The sequence below is a fragment of the Brevibacillus sp. FW301-21C12A genome (assembly GCF_058788915.1).
The window spans coordinates 87,480-110,214 of sequence record NZ_JBYTBG010000012.1 but is presented as its reverse complement, the minus strand read 5'-3'; the positions used below and the strand labels follow the sequence as shown (position 1 = coordinate 110,214).

Sequence of the window (22,735 nt, the reverse complement as noted above, 5' to 3'; positions counted from 1 at the left end):
TGGAAAAAAACGAGGAAAAGAGGTCGATTGCCGCTACGATTACACAAACAAGAGAGGTACTTACATGAATTTAGCTATTAACGTAACGCAACATCAGCTAATGGACGTGCTGCTCAACGTAGCCGTGGCGCGTCCCGTCTTTATTTGGGGAGCGCCGGGGATCGGAAAATCTGCCCTTGTCGAAGCGTTCGCTCAGCAGGTAGGCTTGCCCTGCGTCTCCCTTTTGGGGAGTCAGTTGGCGCCGGAGGACATTATCGGCGTTCCGCAGATCGTGGAGGGAAAAAGCAGGTTTTGCCCGCCGGCGCAAATCGCGCGGGAAGAGCCGTACTGCCTGTTTCTCGACGAGCTGAATGCGTGTTCGCAAGAGGTGCAAAAAGCGTTTTACAGTCTGATTCACGAGCGCAGAATCGGGGATTACCACTTGCCGGAAGGCTCGATTGTGATCGGGGCGGGGAACCGCGCCCAGGACAGCGCGATTGTCAAGCCGATGTCGTCCGCGCTCATCAACCGGATGTTCCATGTGCAGCTTCTCGTCTCCCATGAGCAGTGGCTGAGTTGGGCGTACGCCAACGGGATTCATCCGTACGTGCTGCAATTTTTGCAGGTGCGTCCCGACTATTTGTGGTCGCAGCCGCCCAAGACGGAGGAGCCGTTTTCCACGCCGCGCTCCTGGCATATGCTCTCGGATGCGCTGCACGAATTTGGCGAAGGGCTGACCAGCGAGATCGTCGGGGTGCTCGCCTATGGCTGCCTGACGCCGCAGCATGCCGCACAGTTCAAGGCTTTTCACAAAAACCTTCAGGGCAAGTACCAGCTCAACCGCATTCTGGAGGGCGAGGCGTCGTTCCCGAGTGCGCCGGAGGACCGGGACGTGCTGTATTTCCTCGCCGATTCGTTCCGCGCCCAGATCAAAAAAGAGCTGCCGCCAGACAAAGCTTCCGTGAGCGATGGGCACAAGCGGTTTGCGCATCGGGCCAAGGCTCTGCTCAAAGACTTGTCTGCGATCTCGCTGGAAATGGCGCAGATGGTCGTCGCCCGGCACGAGGACGGGGACGGTTTGCCGGACTGGTTTGTCGTCGAGGTCATTCGCGACTTGCCGCGGCTGGCGATGGACAGAAAGGGCAAGTAGCCGATGGCCAAAGGACAGAGAGGGCAGAGCGACCCGGCGACGCAAAACTACCAGCAGGCAGTGCAGTTTTTGGCGCATCACCCGATGTTTGGGCCGCTTTGCTCCCGTGCCCATTTTTTTCGCGCGGAAAACAACTTGTGCCCGGAGAACGGCTGGGCCGTCGTGACCGCGAGCGGAAGCATTCACGTACACCCCAAGCGCAGGGGAGCGGTGGAGGAATGGATTTACGTTCTCGCACATGCCTTGCTGCACCTAGGGTTTGGGCACTTTGTGGAAAAAGAGCAGCCCGCGCTGTGGAATATCGCCTGCGACTGCTACGTCACCCGCTTTTTGAAGGACATGAAGCTGGGCAAGCCTCCCGCTGAGATGGCGTACGCGCTAGAACTGGCGGGAAAAAGCGAAGAGGAGCTGTACAAGTGGTTTGTCGAGCACGGCGTGCCCGAGCAGATGAAGCTGTTTGGAACAGGCGGAGAAAGACAGCCGGATATGCTGTTTTCCGACAAATACGTCCGCTACAGCTACAAGCGGGACGTGAACTGGGAACGGCTCCTGGGCATCGGGCTGTCGCAGGCCGTGCAGAGCGCGGTCAGCGTGGCGGGCGGGTATGCGGATGCGCTGGGGAATGAGGAAAGCAAGCTGTCGGACGCGCAAAAGGCGAAGCGCTGGTTCATCAATCACTACCCGCTGCTCGCTTCCCTCGCCAGCCACTTCACGATCATTGAGGATTCGCTCATTTGCCAGCGGCTGCAAATATCGGTGGCCGCCATTGATGTGACCTCGCAGGAGATTTTTATCAACCCGGCGGCAGGGCTGGACGAAGAGGAATGCAAGTTCGTGATGGCCCACGAGCTGCTGCATGCGGGCTTGCGGCACCATGAGCGCTGCCAGGGACGGGACCCGTATTACTGGAACGTGAGCTGCGACTACGTCATCAATCAATGGCTGATGGAGCTTGGCGTCGGGCGCTTTCCGCAGATTGGCGGTCTGTACGATCCCGATTTGAAGGGTTTGTCGGCAGAGGCCATCTACGACCGGATCGTGACCGATATGCGGACGTACCGCAAGCTGTACACGCTCAGAGGAATCGGCATGGGCGATATGTTGGACGGGGACGACCCGCGCTTTTGGGAAAAGGGACCGGGGACGACGCTGGACGACTTTTACCGCAGCGCGATGTCGCAAGGCTTGATCTATCACCAGGAGCGGGGCCGCGGGCTTTTGCCGGCCGGCTTGGTGGAAGAAATTCGCGCTCTCGGCCAGCCGCCGATCCCGTGGGATGTGCAGCTCGCGCGCTGGTTCGACGAGCATTTTCCGCCGCTGGAAAAAAGACGCACGTATGCCCGCGCCAGCCGCAGGCAATCGTCGACGCCGGACATCGCCCGTCCTGCCTGGGCGCATCTGGAGACGGACCAGCTCGCGCGCACGTTCGGCGTCGTCATTGACACGTCCGGCTCGATGGACAGCAAGCTGCTCGGCAAGGCGCTGGGAGCGATTGCGAGCTACAGCGAGGCTCGCGACGTCCCGTATGCGCGGGTTGTGTTCTGCGACGCGCAGGCTTACGATGCCGGCTACCTCTCCCCGGACGATATCGCGGAGCGCGTCAGCGTCAAAGGGCGCGGCGGAACCGTTTTGCAGCCAGGCATCGACCTGTTGGAGAAGGCCGCCGATTTCCCGAAGGACGGCCCGATCCTCGTCATCACGGACGGGGAGTGCGATCGGCTCCGCATCACGCGCAGCCATGCTTTCATGCTGCCAAAAGGAAAACATTTGCCGTTTGTGCCGAGAGGCCCGGTTTTTCGGATGGAATAATGGAAAAGCACCGCCTAGTGGCGGTGCTTTTCCAGTTCCGAAAAAAATGAAATAAGCGGAAAATGGAAATGAAAAATACAAGCAGCGCGGCGAAGACGACCTGCACCATGCTTGTTGTCTCACACTTCCACTGGTACGAGCGAACGGTATAAGCTATTCTGTATAATAAATCTGAAAATTAGCAAGAACGGGGAACATAGCCATGACAGAACAGGAGAGCAAAGAGAGAAAACTGCTTTTGCAAGAGGTAGAAGGGCTGCTGTCGCTCATCACTGTGCCGATTCTCGTCGTCGATGCGACGGGGCATGTCATCCACGCCAATCAGGCGGCTGAGCACGTCTGGCAGCGTTCTTTGGCTGTTCTCCTGACGAAAAGCTTGCAGGCGTTCGTCGCTACGTCCAAGCTGCTCGGGTTCGTCAAAAAAGGCAAGCCGCTGCGCGATTTTCCGGTCGAGATCGTGGACGGGAGCGGCAAACGCCTTCCGTGTCTTTGTCGGCTGCACCCGCTGTACATCGACCAAAAGCCGGAGGGCGCGATCTTGCAGTTCACGCGGCAGCAGATGGAGACGGAGCAGGAAAAAAACCGCAAATACGTCACGCGCTATACGTTTGCGGACATTCGCGGGAACAGCGAGGCGATTATCGCCTTGAAAGACTCGGCCAGAAAAATCGCGAAAAGCGACTCGACCGTGCTCATTCGCGGGGAGAGCGGCACCGGAAAGGAAGTGCTCGCCCAGTGTCGATCCACCAGGCCAGCTCGCGCAGCGACGGGCCGTTTGTCGCGATCAACTGCGCAGCGATACCGGAGGCGTTGCTGGAAAGCGAGCTGTTTGGCTACGAGGAAGGGGCGTTTACGGGGGCGAAAAAAGGCGGCAAGGCAGGGCGGTTCGAGCTGGCCTTGAACGGCACGCTGTTTCTCGATGAGATTGGCGACATACCGCCGTTTTTGCAAGCCAAATTGCTCCGCGTCCTGCAGGAGCGGCGCATCGAGCGGGTGGGCGGCTCGGAAAGCATCCCGGTCGATGTCCGGCTGATTGCCGCGACGCACAAGGACCTCGACGCGATGATCGTCAGCGGCCAGTTTCGCGAAGATTTGTACTATCGGCTGCACGTCATTCCGCTGTACGTCCCGCCATTGCGCGAGCGCAAAGAAGACTTGTACGACCTGATCCACTACTATTTGAAGCTGTTCGCGGACAAGCTCGGCAAAGAGCCGAAGCTCTTTACGGCGCAGGCGCTGAAATGCCTGATCGACTACCATTGGCCCGGCAATATACGCGAACTGGAAAACACGCTGGAGTACATCGTGAATCTGGAGATTGGCGACCTCGTGACGATCAGCAGCCTGCCTGCGATCATTCGCGGAAGCCGGACGAGCGAGGAAGGGCTGGCTACACAGTCGCAGAGCCAGGCAACGCCATCTGCACCGCTTGCTTCTGCCACTCCGGCGCCACAGGCGGCAGAGCTTTCCCTGGAAAAAACCGAGGAACAGCTCATTTTGCAGGCGGTGCAGCGTTTCGGAAAAAGCACCGAGGGCAAGCGCAAGGCCGCCGAGTTTTTGGGCATCAGCGTCGCTACGCTGTACAGACGCTTGCAAAAGCTAAGCCGCAAGTGACGGCCTCACGCAGACGAAAACAGAGGAAAAACGCAATGAGAAGGAGGCCAAAGCCCCAACTTATATCCCGGACAAGCTGGAAATGGGGACGCAAAACCATGAAGGCATTGCAGGAATCGCGCCCGCCATCGACTTTATCGCCTCGCTCGGGACAGGGAGCAATCGCCGCGAGCGGCTCGTTTCCGCTTTTGCCAACCTGGAGCAGTACGAAAACCGTCTGGCTGAGCTGATGCGCAACGAGCTGCGACAAATCGCAGGCGTAACGCTCTATCAGGCAGCCGCTGGCGTGGCGAAAACGCCGACTGTCGCCTTTCGTCTGGACAAGCTCGCGCCGGAAGAAGCATGCCTGCAAATGGCCGAGCAGCACAGCGTCTTTATCGCGAGCGGCGATTTTTACGCCTCCCGCCTGGCGGAGTTGGCCGGAATTGCGCACAGCGGCGGCTGGATTCGCGCCGGAATCGCTCGGTACAACACAGAAGAGGAAATTTGGCGCCTGATAAAAGGCGTGCAGCAGCTCATGCGGTAAGACCGAGACGGCATTTCCCGCCCGCATGCATAAAAAACCCGGACTCTCGCAAACTATAAACAATCATCAGAAGAGGAAGCGGGGAAGGGAAATGCTCCACTATCCAGGCATTTACTATGCGATTTTTGGCCTGATTTTTTTGGTAGGGCTGTTTTTGACCATCCGCTACGCCAAACGCCAGGAGACGAAGGAAGTGGACAACAACATCAGTCAGACGACCGTCAAGCACAAAGTTCTCGGGAATGTGGGGATGCTGTTTTACTTGGGGGCGTTTGCGGTGCTGCTCGCGATATTGCTGATCTCCGTACTCGTATATTAGCGTTGGGGAGGCGAGAGTAACACAATGGACAAAAAAAGGTATTACGTATCTGTTCAGGCAGGGACGATCATGGAAAATCAGGGCGACTCCGGGTACGAGTTCGAGATTGAAGCGACGGATCGCCAGGTTCACGCGCTGAAAAGCTTGTTTGAGGAAAGGACCGAGTATGAGTTTGGCACCTTTTTGCGCGGGCATGTCGTCGCGATTCCTTATCATTTTGACGAGGAAAACGATCAATACGACAACTGCCTGAAGCAAATATACAGCGCCATTTACGAATGCGGAACAGAGGAGACGAAGCAGCATATCCAATCCATGGGCGTACTGAATATGTGAGCGGGCCGGACATCCGGCCGAATCCGGCCGTCTAAAGCGAGGCTCACCCCCTGTCCGGATCGTAGCCGTACCCCGGGTATTTGACGACGGGCCATTTTTGCTTGCGCAAGGCGTCCAGCAACTCCGGGCCTACGTTCAGATTGGAAGCGACCAACTCGTGCGGCGTGAGCGCCATCCACTGGTTGAGCGAGACGTCGACGAAGCGGTCGCTTTTGAACATTTCCAAAAACCAGACTGTCTCGTTTCCCGTATTTTGAAAGTAATGCCCTGTCGCAAAGGGCACATAGCCGACATCGCCCGCCCGGTAGTCAAACGTGCGGGCTGTTCCATTTCCGGCAAAAACGGTCATGCGAGCCTGGCCGGAAATGTAGTATTGCCACTCGTCGTTGTTCGGATGCCAGTGCAGCTCGCGCACACCGCCTGGCGTCAGAGCCATGTTCACGCCAGCGAGCGTAGTGGCAACCGGCAGCTCGCGCACGGTGACTTCGCGCGACCAGCCGCCGTGATTCAGCGTCATCGTGGCGTCGGAGAAGGAAAACTTCAAATTCGGCAGCAAGCCTGCATCGGTGACGGGCGGCACGAGCATGTTCGGATTTTGCCGATCCCGCTCGATGTTGCGCGGCCCGAGATCGACCCACCCCGTACCGTCTCCCCGCATCGGCTCCGGGATGCGCTCTCCCTTTTTGTGTGAGGTCATTTCCGACCAACCTCCCTCATCTTTACGACAAGTTTCGTCTGCTTTTGGCGCAGCCACTCACCATGTGTATGGCCGCTGGCTTGGCTTTTATGCAAAAAAGGAACAGCGTCCCTGTGCCGCGCGCACACTGGTTTCGCTGTTCCTGCATCATCGTATTTGTGCCAGCCTGGCTTTGGCTTTGTCTGGACGTCGACGGTTATACCGTCAAGAGCTGGCGCTTTTGCTCCGTTTGGGCCAGACAAAAAAGCTGACGGTAATCAAAAGGTCAATGCCGAGCACAACCGCCCATTGCAGCATCGCCCGCTCCAAAGCCCCGGTCCGCGAGGCATCCCCGACAAAAAAGATCATCGCGAGCAGCAGTCCCGCCCCGATGAGGTAGGCGAAAACGTGCTTGAACCAGCCTTTGGCATACGACCTGGCGTAAGCCATCCCGTACAGCTTCGGCTTTTTCGCCAGTGGCTGTTTTTTCACATAGTACAAAAACTTGTCGTCCGCCCAGCGAATCATGCCTTTGCCAAAAGCGATCGACACGCCGATATAGACAGCAGCCAGCGCATGAGCCATGGTCGCGGTTGCGCCCCGGTACAAGTCCACGCTGGTCACGGCCAGCAAAACAAGGTCGACCAGGGGAGTCAGCGCCAGGATAAAAAGCCCCAGCCGCTCTTTTCCCAAGCCATACCGCACGGCCAACCCCAGAGCAATCACGACCCAAAAACCAATTTCACAGGCAACGATCATCCACGCGATCCAGTTCACGTTTACGCTCTCCTTTTTTAATACAGATGTATTGTAAAAAGATTTTATCATCTGTTTTTATTTAATACAAGTGTATTATTTAATTGCTCGTCCCGTTCGGGCTTGGTAAAATACAGCTATGCCAAAACAAATCGATCATGAAAAACGAAGAGAACAAATAGCCGAAGCGACCTGGCGGGTCATCAGCGAGCGGGGAATGGAGGGAGCGACGGTTCGCAATATCGCGGCAGAGGCAGGGCTGTCGCTAGGGGCGCTGCGGCATTATTTCAGCACACAGGACGAGCTGCTGGCGTATTCGATGAAGCTCGTGAAGGAGAGGGCGACGGCTCGCATCCGCGAGATTATTTCGCTTGATTTGCCGCCGCGAGAGAAGTTTATCAAGACGATTCTGGAACTTGTGCCTACCAATCGGGAAAAGATGGCGGAAATGGAGGTCTGGTTCGCCTTTACCGCCTACTTCCGCCATAAGCCGGGCGGTCTGGATGCGCAGTACGACGGCATTTACCCTGGCCTGCAAAAGCTCATGGACTATGCCGAACAGTCCGGACTGCTGCCTGCAAACACGGACAAGGAGCTGGAGACAGAGCGGCTTTACGCCTTGGTCGACGGGCTTGCGCTGCACGCCTATCTCGAGCCGAAGCGCCTGGACGGGCCGAAGGTAGAGCGCGTGCTGATCCATCACTTGTCGGCGCTGATCGCAGAGAAAGACTGAGCCATGTCAGGTAAACATGACACGGGGAGAACAGACATGAACAAAAACATCCTGATAGTCGAGGACGAACCGATTTTGCGGGAAATCATGAAGGATTACTTCGAAAACGAAGGTTATGCGGTGCTGGAAGCGATCGTCGTCTCCATCCGCGACGAAGGCAAGATGGCACGAGTCAGCATCGAGAACAAAGGCGCCCGTATTCCCGAGGAGCATCCGGAAAAATACAGAAAAATATAGGGCCACTTTTTCCGCGGAGAGCCGTCTCGCCAGCGTTCCACGGGAGGAACCGGCCTCGAGCTGGCTATCTGCAAAAAAATATTGCATGACGTGCCGTTCGGCGTGTGCAATATGGAAGAAGGCGTCGAGCTTTTTTTCCAGCTTCCGAAAAACGAATAGCATTCAAGCGCAGAACACGTTTCTGCGCTTTTTTTTTGTCTGGTCGTTTTTATGCATTTTTTACGCCGTGTCGATTCGTTCTGCATCTGATCTTGATCTCGGCCCTGTACGCTCTTTAGGTAGGCAAGGATTGCATTGCGAGTCGTTTCCAAAAAGCGAGGGAGAGAATCGGCGATATCGCGAGGCAGCTCGTCGCCCGCATGGCGACAATCGGGCCATTCGGCGAAGGGGCGGCGCTGTTGGTCAGAGGACTGGCGAAAAAAGTGCTGCTCGCCAATAACATCGGGCTGCTGTGGTCCGACGTGAAAGCGACGCCGACCGACGAGCTGACGACTTTTCTCGCCTGGCTCGGCATTGTGGCATTTGCCTTCCAGCTTTACTTTGACTTCAGCGGCTACTCGGACATGGCGCGCGGACTGGGGAAAATGTTCGGCTTTGACTTTATGGAAAACTTCCGCTATCCGTACATGTCCAAAAGCATTTCGGAGTTTTGGCGCAGATGGCAGTTCATCATCTTGGAAAAATGGCTGCCTGGGCTTGCTGCAAAAGGCGCATGCCGCTGTCGGCCACATCTACACGCTTGTGGTCGTACTGATCGGCGGGGTATTTTTCGAATGCGAGAGCCTGCCTGTGGCCTGGCAGTTCTAGCGGGCGATGTCCGGTTTTGCGGGACAAGGCTTCATGGACGACCAGGCGCTCTACTACTGGTCGACGAAGGGCGCTTTTTATGCCTACCAGGCGCTGGCAAGGCAAATGGGCCTGGAACCGCAGAACGAGGCAGACTTCCGGCTGGAGGCAGTGTCGGACGCGTTTTCCGGCTCGCTCTATTCCAAAAGCGGCTACAGACTTGTGCAGCCGGACAGCATCGAGTTGTATGTTCCGCGCGCGGCGCAAACGTACAGCGTCGAGTTCGTGGACGAACAGCGGCGTTTTCGCCAAGACCAGGCGCAGCCCGTCTGTTAACGCCGCCTTTACCAATCGCTTACATTTCTTTACACAAAGCCCGTCCGAGCTCAACAGAAGAAGAGTATGATTGGTGACATGCTTATGAACATTCCTATTTGCAGGAGGTACAAAATGTTTCGCACATTCCCGAAAAAGCTTGTCCCAGTAGCTGTCATCTCTTCCCTGGCCCTGACGACGGCGCTGTTTGGCGGAAATTCCGGTCTGGTCAAGGCGGCAGAAAATAAAGCGGGCAACGCCCAGGTCAAAAACATCATCTTCCTGATCGGCGACGGCATGGGCACGTCCTATACAACGGCTTACCGTTACATGAAAGACGACCCGGCGACTCCTGTCATGGAGCCGACCGAGTTTGACAAATATTTGGTCGGGGCGCAAATGACCTATGCCGAAGACGAAAAGCAAAACATCACCGACTCCGCCTCTGCGGCGACCGCCATGTCTTCCGGCGTGAAGACGTACAACAACGCGATTGCGGTCGACAACGACAAATCAGAGGTAGAGACAGTGCTGGAGCGGGCCAAAAAAGTCGGCAAATCGACTGGCCTGGTGGCTACTTCGGAAATTACGCACGCGACCCCGGCTTCGTTCGGCGCGCACGATGAGAGCCGCAAAAACATGGACGCGATTGCCGACGACTACTACGACTTGCGCATTGACGGCAAGCATTCCGTCGACGTCTTGCTGGGCGGCGGCCTGAACAACTTCGTGCGCAAGGACCGCAATCTGACGGAAGAATTCAAAAAAGACGGCTACAGCTACGTCACGAGCAAGCAGGAACTGCTGAGCGACAAAAATGACAAAATTCTCGGTCTGTTCGCAGCAGGCGGAATGGACAAAATGATCGACCGCACGGACAAAACCCCGTCCCTGGAAGACATGACAAAGGCCGCGATTGAGCGGTTGAGCAAGAACAAGGAAGGCTTCTTTTTGATGGTGGAAGGCAGCCAGATCGACTGGGCTGGTCACGACAACGACATCGTGGCGGCGATGAGCGAGATGGAAGACTTCGAGAAGGCGTTCAAGGCTGCCATTGACTTCGCGAAAAAGGATGGAAACACGCTCGTTGTCGCGACAGCGGACCACTCCACGGGCGGGCTGTCTGTCGGGGCGAAGGAAGAGTACAACTTCCTCGTCGCGCCAATCAAGGCGGCGAAGCGCACGCCTGACTTCATCGCCGCGGAAATCGCCAAAGGCGCGAGCGTGGAAGAAACGTTGAAAAAGTACATCGACCTGCAACTGACGCCAGAGGAGATCGCTTCCGTGAAAAAGGCGGCGGAAACGAAGAAGCAAGTCGAGATCGACAACGCAATCGAAGCGATTTTTGACAAACGCTCCTTCACCGGCTGGACAACGGGCGGTCACACAGGCGAGGACGTCAACGTGTACGCGTACGGTCCATGGAAAGAAAGATTTTCCGGCCTGATCGACAATACGCACAATGCGGAAGTGATCTTTGAAATTCTCGGCGAAGCGAAGAAATAAAGGGGCAAGAAAAGAAGCTGCCAGGCTTATCTGGCGGCTTTTTCTTTTGGACGGGCCAAGCCATCGTCTCACCTGGCCTGTCTCCCGGGAAAAGTCGCTTTGGCCAAAACGTCCGAAGGGGTTTACAACCCGAACGTCCATTCGTAGAATAAGGGCAAGAAGGTGAGCCTGGTGAAGATGAAAAAAGACATGGCAAGTATTTTGGAGCATTTGAAAACAGACGAGCGTTTTCGCGACAATATCGCCCACTGGCGGGTCATTCCGGCCCGCGAGGCCAAAACGGTTCCGTTTCCGCAGGAGATGGATGCGCGCATCCGGGAAGCGCTGACGCGAAGAGGAATTGCCTCTTTGTACACGCACCAGGAAACGTCTTTTCGCCATGTGCGAGCGGGCAAGCATATCGTCGCGGTCACGCCGACTGCCTCCGGGAAAAGCATGTGCTACCATCTGCCGATTCTCCAGACGCTGGCAGAGGATACGCAGGCGCGCGCGCTCTACCTGTTTCCGACCAAGGCGTTGGCGCAGGACCAGAAAGCAGAGCTGCACGAGCTGATTACCGAAATGGGGCTGTCGATCAAATCGGAAACGTACGATGGCGACACTCCGGCCAACATCCGGCAAATGGTGCGCAAGGCGGGCAATATCGTCATCACCAACCCGGACATGCTGCACTCCGCCATTTTGCCGCACCACACCAAATGGGTTTCGTTTTTCGAGCATTTGAAATACATCGTCATCGACGAGCTGCATACATACCGTGGCGTCTTTGGCAGCCACGTCGCCAATGTGATACGCCGCCTCAAGCGGATTTGCGCCTTTTACGGCAGCGCGCCGCAGTTCATCTGCACCTCGGCGACGATCGCCAACCCGCGCGAACTGGCGGAAGCGCTGACGGAGGAACAGGTAGAGCTGGTCGACAACAACGGAGCGCCGTCCGGCGTCAAGCATTTCGTCTTCTACAACCCGCCTGTGGTCAACCGCCAGCTCAACATCCGGCGCAGCGCCACGCTGGAGGCGCGGGACATTACCGAGCAGTTTTTGACCAACGGCATTCAGACGATCCTGTTTGCGCGAAGCCGCGTCCGCGTGGAAATTTTGCTGACGTACTTGCAGGAGCTGATTAAGCGCAAGCTCGGCCCGAAGACGATTCAAGGATATCGCGGCGGCTATTTGCCGAGCCAGCGCAGGGAGATCGAGCGCGGCTTGCGGAGCGGCGACATCATGGGCGTAGTCAGCACGAACGCGTTGGAGCTGGGCGTAGACATCGGACAGTTGCAGGCGTGCGTCATTACCGGGTATCCCGGCTCTGTCGCCAGCACGTGGCAGCAGGCGGGCCGGGCAGGCCGCCGTCAGGGCGAGTCGGTCGTCGTCATGGTCGGCAGCTCGACGCCGCTGGATCAGTACGTGATCGCCCACCCGGAGTACTTTTTTGACCGCAGTCCGGAGACGGCGCGGATCAACCCCGACAACCTCATCATTTTGGTCGACCATCTGAAATGCGCGGCGTACGAGCTGCCGTTTCGCGAAGGCGACACGTTTGGCCGTGCGGAAATTACGGAAGTCTTGGAGTTTTTGACCGAGGAGCAAGTGCTGCACTATTCGCGCGGCAAATGGTTCTGGATGAACGATTCGTTCCCGGCCCACAACATCAGCCTGCGGTCGGCCTCGCAGGAAAACGTGGTCATCATCGACATCAGCGAGCGGGGCAACGAGCGGGTCATCGGGGAAATGGACCGCTTCAGCTCGATGACGCTGTTGCACGAGGAAGCTATTTACTTGCACCAAGGGACGCAGTACCAGGTCGAGAAGCTCGACTACGAGGAAAAGAAGGCGTACGTCCGGGAAGTGCAGGTCGACTATTACACCGATGCGAACCTCGCCGTCCAGCTCAAGGTGCTGGAGCAGGACCAGACCCGCCGCCACGGGCAGAGCGCTTTCGCCTACGGGGAAGTTTCCGTGCACGCGATGGCGACGATTTTTAAAAAGATCAAGTTCGAGACGCACGAAAACATCGGCTCCGGCCCGATTCATTTGCCAGAGGAGGAGCTGCACACGAACGCGGCCTGGATCGGCTTTTCCGATTCGCTCCTGGAGGAGATCGGCACAGAGGACGTGGAGCGCGGCCTGGTCGGCCTCGCGCATGTGCTCCAGCACGTGGCCCCGCTGTTTGTCATGTGCGACCCGCGGGACCTGCACGTCATTCCCCAGCGCAAGGCCGTCCACTCGCAGGAGCCGACGATTTTCCTGTACGACCGCTATCCGGGCGGCATCGGCCTGTCGGAGCAGGTGTACAAGGAAATGGAGACGATTCTCGCCCAGGCAGAGCGGCTCATCAGCTCCTGCCCGTGCACGTCAGGCTGCCCGTCGTGCGTCGGCGCGACCGACGACGGCAGCAAGGAGCTGGCGATGACCTTGCTGCGCATCGCCCAAGGGGGAAGCGTCCATGTCTCTTAAATCCAGGCTGCAACGGATGAAGGGGCACATGTCGCTGGACGCGGGCAAGGTGGCGAACGAGCCTGCCGCGGCAGGAGAGCAGGCCGAGCAGCCGGCCGGACATTCGGCAGGACAGCCGTCGGAACAGCCCGCGCCTATGCCGTCCGAACCCGAAAAACCGCCCATTCCCTTTGCGGACAGATGGCAGTCCTTGCAGGCGGCCCCCTACTTTTGGGACGACGAGCACGTCATGATCCGCGAGGTGCGCTATCCCGTCAGCCAGCGGCACGGCGCCTACAGCTTTGCCCAGCTGCACGAGGCCATTGCCATCTGGGAGGCGTCCGGCAGGGAGCATCCCCTGTCGGCGGCGGGCAGGAAGGCAGAAGAGTTGCTGTTTTTTGACACGGAGACGACCGGGCTGTCCGGTGGAGCGGGCAACGCTGTTTTCCTGCTGGGCTACAGCCGCCTGGAGGGAGAAGAGGTTGTCGTGCGCCAGCATTTTTTGCCTGCCCCCCATGCGGAAGCGACCTTGTACCAGTCGTTTCTCGCGCAGGCGGAAAAATCGTCGCATCTCGTAACGTTCAACGGAAAGTCGTTCGACTGGCCGCAGGTGCGGACAAGGCATACGCTGGTGCGCGACCAGGTTCCGGCCTTGCCTGTCTTTGGTCACCTGGACCTGTTGCACGGTGCGCGCCGACTGTGGAAGGCCGAACTGGAATCGTGCCGCCTTGGAATCATCGAACAGGAAAAGCTGGACGTTTTCCGCGAGGACGATTTGCCCGGCTACCTCGCGCCTGTGCGCTACTTCGATTTTTTGCACTCGCAGGACCCTGACGTGATCGCAGGGGTGCTGCGGCATAACGAGACAGACGTCCTCTCACTCATTACGCTCTACATCCATATGACCCGGCTGCTGACGGATCAGCCCGACGTGGCCGCCTCCCCGGAGGAACGCTTTGAAATTGCCAGATGGTACGACGCGCTGGGCGACCAGGAAGCAGCGCTGGCAGGCTACCGCTTCGTAGCGGACAGCGGCCATGCCTGGAGCAATCGGGCAAGGCTTGCCATCGGCCACCTGTACAAAAAGCAGAAGGACTGGCGGCAGGCTTTGCATGTCTGGGAGTCGTGCATGGCATCGTCCGGCTATGTCCCCGAAGAGGTTTACATCGAGGCCGCCAAGCTGTGCGAGCACCAGCTCGGCGACGCGGAAAAGGCGCTCCGCTATACGCGGCAAGCCTACGAGCAGTGGAAAAAGCGGGGCACGCTCTTGCGCAACCGTTCCAAGGCCGAGGCGCAGGCGTATCAAAAGCGGATAGTTCGGCTGGAAGCGAAGGTTATGGGTAGTGCCGGGCAGGAGAGTTTGTTGTCCGGGTTTTTCGATTGGGCGGATGAGTAGGGCACGGGAAAAAAGATGGGGCTGTCCAAAAAGTCCCAATATGCCAGAGGCACCAAAATGGCAACATTGGTTTGTCAAGGTTTTTGAAATTCAAAAGGGGCATCTCTAAGTCGATACATCGACTTTTGAGACAGCCCCTTGACCGTTTCGTGCGAAAATCAGGAGTAATGGTACGAGACTTCCAACGTCTGGCTGTCGAGCCGCTTCAAGTCAACGATGGGCAACTCGCAATTTCTTAAAGCAGATTGTTAACCTCTCGGCAAGCTCTTCATAGCAAGTTTTCATATTTGAACACGATATATCGGTGTACCCATAGTCGCATATAGTCGTGAAATAATGTAGCCCCCGGCAATCAGGGCTAGCAAGAAGGGGGGATTTCGGCAACTCAACTTCCACGAAAGTTTTTAAGTAGAATGTGTAGCCTAATTAATGCGTCGCGATACAGCGCGATAGTCGATAATTTAATCGACTAATTTATATACCCATACGGTCCCTTCAACAGATCCTTCAATACTTATACGATATTTAGTAGCCTGCTCAAGATCAGCAAAATAGGCGGTGTCTCTTCCGTCGCTTAAGTCTACGGTGTCAACAACGAACCAATCTCCTGTATCTTCATCGAATTCTTCGACATGAACTTCGTAAGAATCCCACAAGCCTGTTGTAGTTGCGTTGGCTTCAACTTTCAATCCACGTTCTCTATAATCTAACACCAGCGTTTTTTTTAATTTGAAAGTAACTACGTACCTCAAAATCAGCTGACCACTGATATATTTCTGACATCATAGGTTTTACGATGCTTTTCGAGGTGGTTGTTTCTTCTTTGTGGTCTTTTCCACCTTTTGCAAGAGCACCGTCAACAGGCATGACAAGGGCAAGTATGGATAGGGTTGTTAAAGTAGCCATCTTTGCTTTTTTGACAAATTTCATTTAATCCTATCTCCTTTTCAAATAAAATAGTATACTAGAATTATATTACAATATTATAAATAAATGGAAGAGGTGGATTTCCTTGAGTTCGCAAAAAAATACATCAAATTCCAATATGATGAAAAAAATCAATTTAATATTTTTTTCAATTACCGGCATTGCTTTACTGCTTGCATCTCTTGCATACTATTTTTTTTGGTACAATACACCGGAAAATACAATTGAACGTTATTTAACTCTAATCAAAAATAAACAAGGCGAGCCAGCATATGAGTATGTTTATAAGAACGCTGATAGCTATTACCCAGAGCGCGAGGATTTTTTACGTTCGGTTGCGGATTCGAGAATAGTCGATTTTAAAATTGATGAAGCAACTGCAATAAATGATACGGAAACCGAGGTGAAAGTATTAATAAGCTATACTAGTCTGAAAAACAGCGTCCAGAAAATCATAAGAGAAAAAGAACAAACTTTCATGGTGAAAAAAGTATCAGGCGAGTGGCTAGTAAGCTTAAGAGGACCTGATGGGGAAAGTTGACAAATAGTCCTAAATATAGATAGCTGTAACTCTTGCAAGAAAGTGGTGTATTAAGACGGGGAGAGCATTTCTCGAACAAATCCAGGAATGGGGGACGAAATGGGGACAAACTTCACTTGTAAATCCAACAATCCACTAAGATACAAACGAGAAAAGGGGTTGTCTCAAAAGTCGCTATTTCGACTTCGAGACGCCCCTTTTGTCTGTCAGAAACGTTGATATAGCCAAGCTTCCGATTATAAAACACTAGTGGAACCCGTACTTCTTGGACGTCTCCCCTGCCTTCTACTTCCCATACTTCTCCCGATACTCACCAGCCAGCATCGACATCAGAATCGAATCATGATAACGATGATCGTAATAAAGCGCCTGCCGCTGCACTCCCTCCCGCTGGAAGCCGAGCTTTTCATAAGCGCGTATCGCACGTTCATTGTAAGCGAACACGTTCAGCTCGATGCGGTGCAGGTTGAGAATGCCGAAGCCGTAGTCGAGCATCAACAGCAGCGCTTCACTGCCGTACCCTTTGCTCTGATACGCAGGCTGATGGATGGCGATGCGGATGAAAGCGTTGCGGTTGTACGTGTCGATGCCGCCGATCTGCACGTCGCCGATCAGCTGATCGTTTTCGCACAAGGCGATTGCCAACAGCACGCTGGACGAATCCTGTGCTTTGCTTGCCAGATATTGCGCGATTTGCTCGCGGGTGTAGTGCTTTTGCGTTCCTGTCAGTTTGCGCGTTTCCGGGTGGTAGAGCGATTGGTAGTAAAAGTCGACATCGTCCTGTCCGAGCGGGCGCAGATAGACGCGTTCTCCCTGCAAAAAACGGACGGGAGCATGGTGCTCTCGATGAGTAGACATCGTTTGTGTCCTCCCTGTCAGATTTCATTTTTCACCAGCATAGCGAACAAGTGTATACTTGAAAATGCACAGTTTTGCAAAAATCAAAAGGACAGATGACCGATGCTCTTGACGCCCAAATGGGACGAAAACGGAAACGAACCGCAATACGTGCAACTGTACACGTTCCTCAAAAACGAAATCATTGCAGGCAGGCTGGCAGAAAAAACGCGGCTGCCGTCCGTGCGCAAGCTGGCAGATGCTCTTGGCTTGAGCACGACGCCTGTGGAAATGGCGTACCAGCAGCTTTTGGCCGAAGGGTTCATCCGAAGCAGGCCGCGCAGCGGCTACTTCGTGGAGAAGCTGCCTGACCCCGAGCTTACGCCAAAAGGGCAAGGGGTGTCCGAACAGCCCGAATGGAGCAGACCGCTCCTGCGCGACAACCGCAAGTACCGATACGATTTTCACATGTCGCAAAACGATTTTTCGCTGTTTCCGCACATGCTCTGGCGGCGGCTGTACAATCAGGTGCTTGGCGGCGAGCGGCAGGAGGAGCTTTTTTACGGCGATCCGCAGGGCGAGCCGGGATTGCGCCAGCAAATTGCCGATTATGTGCGCAGGTACCGCGGCGTCGTCTGCACGCCGGACCAGATCGTCATTGGCGCGGACCAGTTTGGGCTGCTGTCGCTGATCTGTCTGATGCTGCGGCCGCAGCTTCAGCGGATCGCGGTGGAAAATCCGGGCTATTTGCTGTATGCCAATACGTTTCGCCAGCACGGGTATGAAGTGGTGCCGATCTCGCTTGCAGCAGACGGAATCTGCGTAGACGAACTGTACGAATCAGGGGTGCGCCTTGCCGTCATGTCGCCCTCGCACCAATTTCCGCGCGGGATGATTATGCCTGTATCCAAGCGGTTGCAGCTTTTGGACTGGGCGCAAAGCGTCGGCGGCTACATCGTCGAGGACGACTACGATGGCGAGTTTCGCTACCACGGCAGGCCGATTCCCGCCCTGCAAGGGCTGTTGCCGCAGACCAATGTCATTTACATGGGCGGCTTCGCGCAGGTGATGGCTCCGGCGCTCGGCATCTGGTACATGGTGCTGCCGCCTTCCTTGCTGGACGCGTATTTCACCCTGCTGCACGACACGTTGCTGGAACAATCCGCGTCGCGGCTGCATCAGCGGACGATGGAGATTTTTATGCAAAAAGGCCACCTGGAAAAGCACGTCCGCAAAATGCGCAGCCTGTATCGCAAAAAGCACGACGCCTTGCTGGCGGCGGTCCATAAGCATTTCGGCGAGCGGGCGTCCGTGATCGGGGCGGATGCGGGCTTTCACGTCTTGCTGCGCGTGTACAGCGAGCGCCCGGAGGAAGAGTTGAAGCGGCTGGCGATTCAGGCGGGGATTCGCGCATCGTCTGCGGCTTTTACGTGGCTGAAGCCGCCGGCGGAGATGCCCAAGGAGTTTTTTCTCGGCTTTTCCGGCATTGCGCTCGACCAGATCGAGCCGGGAATTGCGGCTTTGCACCAAGCCTGGTTTGAGGGCAGTTGACATCAGGGGAGCAGGTGAGTATGCTATTTGTAGCCATAGGAAAATATAGAAAACAAAATATTTTCCTTGTTTTACGAGTGCGAGGGGGTTCGCGCGGAAATGCAGGAGCGAATTTTGCAATGCGCCCAACAGGAGATCGAGACGCGAGGCATTCGCTTTACGATGGCGGATTTGGCTCGGCGGGCGGGGATCAGCACGAAAACGTTGTACGCGTGCTTTCCTTCCAAAGAGGTGCTCATCGCCAGGCTCATTGCCGACAGCATCGAGGAATTGAAGGCGAGCGAAGACCGGATTTTGCATGATCCGAACCTGGATTTGACGGAAAAGATGCGCGAGCTGCTGGCATTGGTGCCGAGCGGCTTTGCCCGGACGGATTTGCGCGTCTGGTACGAGTTGAAGCGCTATTATCCCGCGCAGTGGAAAATGGTGGAGGAAGTCTACCAGGAAGAGTGGGAGCATGTCCGCGTGCTGCTTGAGCAGGGCGTCGAAGCTGGCGTGTTTCGCCCGGTTCAGCTTCCGATTTTGATTTTGATGTACACGGGAGCGCTCGATCAACTGATTGACCAGCAATTGTCCGGTCGGCATCAGATGACGATCGGGGAGGCGCTGGACGCGATGATTGATATTTTGCTCGGCGGCGTATTGGCTGCGCCAGCGACGAGAGGGGAAACGGGAAAATGAGTTGGGTGTATTTGCTGCTGGCGATTTTGCTGGAGGTGGCGGGAACGACTTCGATGAAGCTGTCGGAAGGGCTGAGCAGGCCGATTCCGACTGTGTTGATGTTTGTGTTTTACGTGCTGTGCTTTTCCTCGCTGAGCCTGGCGCTGAAAGAAATGGAAGTGGGCACCGCGTATGCGATCTGGTCCGGGCTGGGAACGGCGATGATCGCTGTGATCGGCGTTCTCTTTTTCAAGGATGCGTTTACCGTGAAAAAGGTGGTGGCGGTCGCGCTGATTATCGTGGGCTGTGTCCTGCTGAATCTCAGTGACGGCGCCCATGCCCAGCAGCCTGCAAAAGCGCAGCAAGACGCGGGAATGACGGCCGAATGAGCAGAACTGCGCCCAGGCTGTTCGTGTTTTTCTGGCTGACCGATGTGGCGTTCATCGTCTATTGGGCGATTGTGTTTCTCCGGCTGTTGCCTGCGGAGTACATGTACCAGGACTACCGCGATCCGAATCTGGTGGCGTGGAATCTGTCCTTTTTTCCGCTCGACATGCTTGTATCGCTCACGGGCTTCGCGAGCCTCTACTGCTATCGGCGGGGGAGTGAGCGCTGGAAGCCGATAGCACTCGTCTCACTTGTGCTCACATTTTGCTCCGGCCTGCAGGCGATTGCTTTTTGGGCGTTCAAAGCCGACTTCGACTGGTCGTGGTGGCTGCCGAACCTGTTTTTGCTGATCTACCCGCTGTTTTTTCTGCCGGAGTTGGTCAGGACGGCAAGCAGCGGGAAAAAGGCTTCAAGCTGCAGGCGAAGCGGAAAGGCAGCCATGAGCAAAGCCGTTTGCGACAGGAAAGAAAACGGATTCTTGACAGATTTTACGTGTCCACTATATAGTAGGACATAAGTTAATAGTGCTGTGGAGATTGGGAGATCAGCTAATATTTGCAAAAAGAGGGCAGCGCCCTGCGTTTTTGCGAGTATTGGCTTTTTTGTTTTCTCCACAAAAAAACAAAAAGGAGTTGGGTGAAATGTAAGCGCTTTAGAAAACGGTTTCATTGCGATTTTTCGGCTGGTTTACATGGTCGTTTTTCAAAAAAGGGGGTAAGGACATGTCTGCTTACGTAGGAGAATTGGTCGGGACAATGATCCTGATTATTTTGGGGGCAGGGGTATGCGCAGGCCAAAACCTGAAAAAAGCATACTCGCAAAATGGCGGCTGGATCGTCATTACACTCGGCTGGGGGCTTGCCGTAGCGTGCGGTGCATACGCAGTTGGCAGCATCAGCGGCGCGCATCTGAATCCTGCGCTCACGATTGCGCTGGCGAGCATCGGGCAGTTTGCGTGGGAGCAGGTGCCGGGCTACGTGTTGGCGCAATTTGTCGGTGCATTTATGGGTGCGACGTTTGTCTGGATTTTTTACTATCCGCACTGGCGCGAGACAGACGACCCGGCAGCAAAATTGGGGGTATTCGCAACCGGACCAGCGATTCCACATACAGTTGCCAACTTGTTCAGTGAAATTTTAGGTACGTTTTTCCTGGTGCTTGGTCTTCTGGCCATCGGTGCGAATAAATTTGCAGAAGGATTGAATCCGTTTGTCGTCGGCTTCCTGATTGTCGCCATCGGCTTGTCTCTCGGCGGAACGACGGGCTATGCGATCAACCCGGCGCGTGACCTCGGGCCGCGAATCGCCCACGCCCTCCTGCCGATTCACGGAAAAGGCCACTCCAACTGGGGCTACGCCTGGATTCCCGTCGTGGGGCCGATCATCGGTGCGGTGTGCGGTGCCTTTTTCTACAAGTGGACGTTTACCGACCACAGCCTGACCGGAGTGGTGGCCCTGGCCGTATTCATGGTCATCGCGATGGCAGTCGGGATGGCGAGCAAAAAGACAAATGCTGCCCAAGCGAGCGGCAAAGAACGTCTGGTAACCGATCACGCGCGTTCGCAATCGCATGGATAGGCGGCCGCTTTGCCTGATTCCATCCCAATAAATTCCAATAAAGATCAAGTGAAAGATTTACTTTCACCAGAGCGAAAACGTCAAGGTGGGCAAATCGAGAAAGACAACCAATCATCATCCGTATTCCAGGAACATAGTAATGGGGCATACCAGACCTAAATGAGGACATCTTTTTAGACCGGATAGTTTAGCTGAAGCGCGATTTCTTCAAGGTCATCTTGAATCAGAATAATACGATGCCAAGGACGAAATAAGAAAACGCTTCTTTATGTATGAGAAGCGCTTTCTTAAAGAAAATGAAACCCTATTTTTCTTGTTTGTTAATTATTAATCCCTTATCTACCCTTTTTGTTGTTTCATCAACAACTGCGTAGGCGAGGATTTCATACTTTTGCCCATCTTTTTTACCCTTTATTGGTTTGAAATTAAAGACCTTAAAAGTAGATTCTTCGTTATTTTCGAATACTACTCCCGTTTCTACGTCCTCAAACTTTTTAACGTTTTTCTTTACTGTAGGCTTTTTGGACAATTTCAAATCTTTAAGAGTTAACCCGTACTCTTCCAATACAGGCGATTGATCTGCTAACAAAAATTCAGCGACTGTATGTTTATTTGTTTTTCCAACCAATTCATCTGTAGCTAAAGATTCAGCTTGTTCTGAAATTCCATCGATAGTGAAACTACTTGGATGTTGCTCTGCAGATCTTAAGCTATATTCAGCACAGTTAAAGGTTTCTGAAGTTGGTTTCCAATAGCTCCCGTTTTTGTTGAAAGTGTATGCAGCATACGCCCGATAAAAATCATAAACAACTTTAGATACTAATGATGCACGAGCGGAATTTTTAAGCAATGTGGATTGGCTATCTACAACACGATCTGGATAAAACAGACCATATACTTTATAGTCCATACCGATCTCCGTAAGACTTGAAGGTGATGTTGCTGTAAAAACAGCTTTTGCGGAAGAACCGCATTGAGTGTCGCTGTAAACAGTATCTTGAATGTACGATACTGTGGTACCACTCAGATTATATGAACGCTTGTCATAATCACTGATGGCATGTGTAGAGGGGATAAAAGTCCCTACGGCAAGGGAAAGCCCAACCATAAAAACAGAAATCCTTTTGAACAGTTTCATCCAAATTACCTCCTTTTAAATTCAGTTCCATGATAAATTATTATTTTAGCTCATGTCAATAATAGGTAAAGTTGGGGCTATAAACCTCCTGTGGTATTATCAATGGAGAAAGGAGGAGTTTCACAATGGAACAACAGAATCTCGTTGGATGGGGATCATTAGCTTTAATAAATGCAGCGATTGCTCAAGGAAAAAATAGAACTGCTATCAACTGGTTTCTTCTTTCTCTTTTAATCGGGCCAATTGCAACACTACTCCTCTTGTTTATGCCAAAAAGAGAATAAGGAGTTTCGCTCCAATGGTTACCTATCCATTGGTGTTTCCGTAAAAAAATGGTATGCACTATTCGATATAGTTTATTTGTGGAAACGTCTCCAAATTTAACAATTTTTTCTATGGGGATTTTGGGTAAGAGCATGACTAATCAGTTGCCGGACTCTGTGTGCCCACGTACCAGACGATTCTATCGTATGACATTTCAGAACATTCTCTAGTAATCTAGCTATATCTGTAAATCGAAATAGTAGCCCTAGTTTACAAGCAGTT

At 54.4% G+C, this 22,735-nt stretch carries 23 protein-coding genes and 3 pseudogenes; 19 read left to right on the top strand and 7 right to left on the bottom strand.

Annotated features, from left to right (window positions below; all coding sequences use genetic code 11):
- The first annotated feature begins 64 nt into the window (after nucleotides 1-64).
- The 6 genes and pseudogenes from AC3WQH_RS10395 to AC3WQH_RS10370 all read left to right on the top strand — a co-directional run bounded on the left by AC3WQH_RS10395 (nucleotide 65) and on the right by AC3WQH_RS10370 (nucleotide 5,733).
- The gene (locus tag AC3WQH_RS10395) at nucleotides 65-1,129 is read left to right on the top strand and encodes an AAA family ATPase (protein WP_197187186.1); all 1,065 of its coding nucleotides are present in this window, start codon (nucleotides 65-67) and stop codon (nucleotides 1,127-1,129) included.
- A gap of 3 nt (nucleotides 1,130-1,132) precedes the next feature.
- On the top strand, nucleotides 1,133-2,938 hold the full coding sequence (locus AC3WQH_RS10390; protein WP_005829484.1) for a vWA domain-containing protein: 1,806 nt from the start codon (nucleotides 1,133-1,135) through the stop codon (nucleotides 2,936-2,938).
- A gap of 202 nt (nucleotides 2,939-3,140) precedes the next feature.
- Nucleotides 3,141-4,552 (top strand): annotated as a pseudogene (locus AC3WQH_RS10385) (sigma-54 interaction domain-containing protein).
- 64 nt (nucleotides 4,553-4,616) lie between these two features.
- Entirely contained in the window at nucleotides 4,617-5,078 is a 462-nt protein-coding gene (locus AC3WQH_RS10380) for an aminotransferase class V-fold PLP-dependent enzyme (RefSeq protein ID WP_290426256.1), read from the top strand.
- A gap of 91 nt (nucleotides 5,079-5,169) precedes the next feature.
- The gene (locus AC3WQH_RS10375; RefSeq protein WP_005829489.1) at nucleotides 5,170-5,397 is read left to right on the top strand and encodes a hypothetical protein; all 228 of its coding nucleotides are present in this window, start codon (nucleotides 5,170-5,172) and stop codon (nucleotides 5,395-5,397) included.
- A gap of 24 nt (nucleotides 5,398-5,421) precedes the next feature.
- Entirely contained in the window at nucleotides 5,422-5,733 is a 312-nt protein-coding gene (locus tag AC3WQH_RS10370) for a hypothetical protein (protein WP_005829490.1), read from the top strand.
- Nucleotides 5,734-5,776: 43 nt separating this feature from the next.
- Here AC3WQH_RS10370 and AC3WQH_RS10365 read toward each other — a convergent pair whose 3' ends face one another.
- The gene (locus tag AC3WQH_RS10365) at nucleotides 5,777-6,430 is read right to left on the bottom strand and encodes a cupin domain-containing protein (protein ID WP_005829492.1); all 654 of its coding nucleotides are present in this window, start codon (nucleotides 6,428-6,430) and stop codon (nucleotides 5,777-5,779) included.
- Between the two features lie 204 nt (nucleotides 6,431-6,634).
- Nucleotides 6,635-7,186: a hypothetical protein gene (locus AC3WQH_RS10360; protein WP_005829493.1), complete on the bottom strand. Its 552-nt coding sequence runs from the start codon at nucleotides 7,184-7,186 to the stop codon at nucleotides 6,635-6,637.
- Nucleotides 7,187-7,304: 118 nt separating this feature from the next.
- Here AC3WQH_RS10360 and AC3WQH_RS10355 point away from each other — a divergent pair, with 118 nt between their 5' ends.
- A complete protein-coding gene (locus AC3WQH_RS10355; RefSeq protein ID WP_005829495.1) occupies nucleotides 7,305-7,898 on the top strand; it encodes a TetR/AcrR family transcriptional regulator in 594 nt (197 codons plus the stop codon).
- A 36-nt stretch (nucleotides 7,899-7,934) separates the two neighbouring features.
- A pseudogene (locus tag AC3WQH_RS10350) lies at nucleotides 7,935-8,033 on the top strand (two component transcriptional regulator); the annotation flags it as partial.
- A gap of 376 nt (nucleotides 8,034-8,409) precedes the next feature.
- Here AC3WQH_RS10350 and AC3WQH_RS10345 read toward each other — a convergent pair.
- Complete coding sequence (locus AC3WQH_RS10345; RefSeq protein WP_035317202.1) at nucleotides 8,410-8,649, bottom strand: hypothetical protein; 240 nt, start codon at nucleotides 8,647-8,649, stop codon at nucleotides 8,410-8,412.
- Nucleotides 8,650-8,948: 299 nt separating this feature from the next.
- Between AC3WQH_RS10345 and AC3WQH_RS10340 the strand changes: the two genes are divergently transcribed.
- The 4 genes from AC3WQH_RS10340 to AC3WQH_RS10325 all read left to right on the top strand — a co-directional run bounded on the left by AC3WQH_RS10340 (nucleotide 8,949) and on the right by AC3WQH_RS10325 (nucleotide 14,571).
- The gene (locus AC3WQH_RS10340; protein WP_174768832.1) at nucleotides 8,949-9,257 is read left to right on the top strand and encodes a DHHW family protein; all 309 of its coding nucleotides are present in this window, start codon (nucleotides 8,949-8,951) and stop codon (nucleotides 9,255-9,257) included.
- Between the two features lie 114 nt (nucleotides 9,258-9,371).
- Nucleotides 9,372-10,742, top strand: a complete 1,371-nt coding sequence (locus tag AC3WQH_RS10335; protein ID WP_026558027.1) for an alkaline phosphatase — start codon at nucleotides 9,372-9,374, stop codon at nucleotides 10,740-10,742.
- Between the two features lie 171 nt (nucleotides 10,743-10,913).
- Nucleotides 10,914-13,196: a DEAD/DEAH box helicase gene (locus AC3WQH_RS10330; RefSeq protein WP_492332023.1), complete on the top strand. Its 2,283-nt coding sequence runs from the start codon at nucleotides 10,914-10,916 to the stop codon at nucleotides 13,194-13,196.
- Nucleotides 13,186-14,571 carry a ribonuclease H-like domain-containing protein gene (locus AC3WQH_RS10325; protein ID WP_197187190.1) on the top strand — a complete coding sequence of 462 codons (1,386 nt, stop codon included), beginning with the start codon at nucleotides 13,186-13,188 and terminating at the stop codon, nucleotides 14,569-14,571. Before AC3WQH_RS10330 ends, AC3WQH_RS10325 begins: the two co-directional genes overlap by 11 nt.
- A gap of 461 nt (nucleotides 14,572-15,032) precedes the next feature.
- On the opposite strand, the gene AC3WQH_RS10320 is transcribed toward AC3WQH_RS10325, so the two are convergent.
- A complete protein-coding gene (locus AC3WQH_RS10320) occupies nucleotides 15,033-15,260 on the bottom strand; it encodes a hypothetical protein (protein WP_492332022.1) in 228 nt (75 codons plus the stop codon).
- Nucleotides 15,261-15,270: 10 nt separating this feature from the next.
- A complete protein-coding gene (locus AC3WQH_RS10315) occupies nucleotides 15,271-15,501 on the bottom strand; it encodes a hypothetical protein (RefSeq protein WP_492332021.1) in 231 nt (76 codons plus the stop codon).
- Between the two features lie 82 nt (nucleotides 15,502-15,583).
- On the opposite strand from AC3WQH_RS10315, the gene AC3WQH_RS10310 reads away from it, so the two are divergent.
- A complete protein-coding gene (locus AC3WQH_RS10310; protein WP_007783002.1) occupies nucleotides 15,584-16,039 on the top strand; it encodes a hypothetical protein in 456 nt (151 codons plus the stop codon).
- A gap of 285 nt (nucleotides 16,040-16,324) precedes the next feature.
- Here AC3WQH_RS10310 and AC3WQH_RS10305 read toward each other — a convergent pair whose 3' ends face one another.
- Nucleotides 16,325-16,897, bottom strand: coding sequence for a GNAT family N-acetyltransferase (locus tag AC3WQH_RS10305; RefSeq protein ID WP_007783000.1), 573 nt, complete (start codon nucleotides 16,895-16,897; stop codon nucleotides 16,325-16,327).
- A 102-nt stretch (nucleotides 16,898-16,999) separates the two neighbouring features.
- On the opposite strand from AC3WQH_RS10305, the gene pdxR reads away from it, so the two are divergent.
- From pdxR to AC3WQH_RS10280, 5 genes and pseudogenes are all read left to right on the top strand, one after another.
- Entirely contained in the window at nucleotides 17,000-18,427 is a 1,428-nt protein-coding gene (pdxR, locus tag AC3WQH_RS10300) for a MocR-like pyridoxine biosynthesis transcription factor PdxR (RefSeq protein ID WP_492332020.1), read from the top strand.
- 99 nt (nucleotides 18,428-18,526) lie between these two features.
- The gene (locus AC3WQH_RS10295) at nucleotides 18,527-19,108 is read left to right on the top strand and encodes a TetR/AcrR family transcriptional regulator (RefSeq protein WP_025848254.1); all 582 of its coding nucleotides are present in this window, start codon (nucleotides 18,527-18,529) and stop codon (nucleotides 19,106-19,108) included.
- On the top strand, nucleotides 19,105-19,476 hold the full coding sequence (locus AC3WQH_RS10290) for a DMT family transporter (RefSeq protein ID WP_026558024.1): 372 nt from the start codon (nucleotides 19,105-19,107) through the stop codon (nucleotides 19,474-19,476). Before AC3WQH_RS10295 ends, AC3WQH_RS10290 begins: the two co-directional genes overlap by 4 nt.
- A pseudogene (locus tag AC3WQH_RS10285) lies at nucleotides 19,473-19,889 on the top strand (YvaD family protein); the annotation flags it as partial. The gene AC3WQH_RS10290 and the pseudogene AC3WQH_RS10285, both read left to right, overlap by 4 nt.
- Nucleotides 19,890-20,196: 307 nt before the next feature.
- Entirely contained in the window at nucleotides 20,197-21,051 is an 855-nt protein-coding gene (locus AC3WQH_RS10280) for an MIP/aquaporin family protein (RefSeq protein WP_007782989.1), read from the top strand.
- Between the two features lie 304 nt (nucleotides 21,052-21,355).
- On the opposite strand, the gene AC3WQH_RS10275 is transcribed toward AC3WQH_RS10280, so the two are convergent.
- Nucleotides 21,356-22,189 carry a hypothetical protein gene (locus AC3WQH_RS10275; protein WP_005830651.1) on the bottom strand — a complete coding sequence of 278 codons (834 nt, stop codon included), beginning with the start codon at nucleotides 22,187-22,189 and terminating at the stop codon, nucleotides 21,356-21,358.
- Nucleotides 22,190-22,314: 125 nt separating this feature from the next.
- On the opposite strand from AC3WQH_RS10275, the gene AC3WQH_RS10270 reads away from it, so the two are divergent.
- Nucleotides 22,315-22,473, top strand: a complete 159-nt coding sequence (locus AC3WQH_RS10270; RefSeq protein ID WP_005830653.1) for a hypothetical protein — start codon at nucleotides 22,315-22,317, stop codon at nucleotides 22,471-22,473.
- The last annotated feature ends 262 nt before the right edge of the window (nucleotides 22,474-22,735 follow it).

Bases quoted from the DNA above. Each gene is read 5' to 3' on its own strand.
- AC3WQH_RS10340 (WP_174768832.1), top strand. From the start codon at position 8,949: ATGTCCGGTTTTGCGGGACAAGGCTTCATGGACGACCAGGCGCTCTAC.
- AC3WQH_RS10375 (WP_005829489.1), top strand. From the start codon at position 5,170: ATGCTCCACTATCCAGGCATTTACTATGCGATTTTTGGCCTGATTTTT.
- AC3WQH_RS10335 (WP_026558027.1), top strand. From the start codon at position 9,372: ATGTTTCGCACATTCCCGAAAAAGCTTGTCCCAGTAGCTGTCATCTCT.
- AC3WQH_RS10355 (WP_005829495.1), top strand. From the start codon at position 7,305: ATGCCAAAACAAATCGATCATGAAAAACGAAGAGAACAAATAGCCGAA.
- AC3WQH_RS10365 (WP_005829492.1), bottom strand. From the start codon at position 6,430: ATGACCTCACACAAAAAGGGAGAGCGCATCCCGGAGCCGATGCGGGGA.
- AC3WQH_RS10290 (WP_026558024.1), top strand. From the start codon at position 19,105: ATGAGTTGGGTGTATTTGCTGCTGGCGATTTTGCTGGAGGTGGCGGGA.
- AC3WQH_RS10345 (WP_035317202.1), bottom strand. From the start codon at position 8,649: ATGCCGAGCCAGGCGAGAAAAGTCGTCAGCTCGTCGGTCGGCGTCGCT.
- AC3WQH_RS10315 (WP_492332021.1), bottom strand. From the start codon at position 15,501: ATGAAATTTGTCAAAAAAGCAAAGATGGCTACTTTAACAACCCTATCC.
- AC3WQH_RS10370 (WP_005829490.1), top strand. From the start codon at position 5,422: ATGGACAAAAAAAGGTATTACGTATCTGTTCAGGCAGGGACGATCATG.
- AC3WQH_RS10395 (WP_197187186.1), top strand. From the start codon at position 65: ATGAATTTAGCTATTAACGTAACGCAACATCAGCTAATGGACGTGCTG.
- AC3WQH_RS10390 (WP_005829484.1), top strand. From the start codon at position 1,133: ATGGCCAAAGGACAGAGAGGGCAGAGCGACCCGGCGACGCAAAACTAC.
- pdxR (WP_492332020.1), top strand. From the start codon at position 17,000: ATGCTCTTGACGCCCAAATGGGACGAAAACGGAAACGAACCGCAATAC.
- AC3WQH_RS10275 (WP_005830651.1), bottom strand. From the start codon at position 22,189: ATGAAACTGTTCAAAAGGATTTCTGTTTTTATGGTTGGGCTTTCCCTT.
- AC3WQH_RS10305 (WP_007783000.1), bottom strand. From the start codon at position 16,897: ATGTCTACTCATCGAGAGCACCATGCTCCCGTCCGTTTTTTGCAGGGA.
- AC3WQH_RS10295 (WP_025848254.1), top strand. From the start codon at position 18,527: ATGCAGGAGCGAATTTTGCAATGCGCCCAACAGGAGATCGAGACGCGA.
- AC3WQH_RS10270 (WP_005830653.1), top strand. From the start codon at position 22,315: ATGGAACAACAGAATCTCGTTGGATGGGGATCATTAGCTTTAATAAAT.
- AC3WQH_RS10325 (WP_197187190.1), top strand. From the start codon at position 13,186: ATGTCTCTTAAATCCAGGCTGCAACGGATGAAGGGGCACATGTCGCTG.
- AC3WQH_RS10280 (WP_007782989.1), top strand. From the start codon at position 20,197: ATGTCTGCTTACGTAGGAGAATTGGTCGGGACAATGATCCTGATTATT.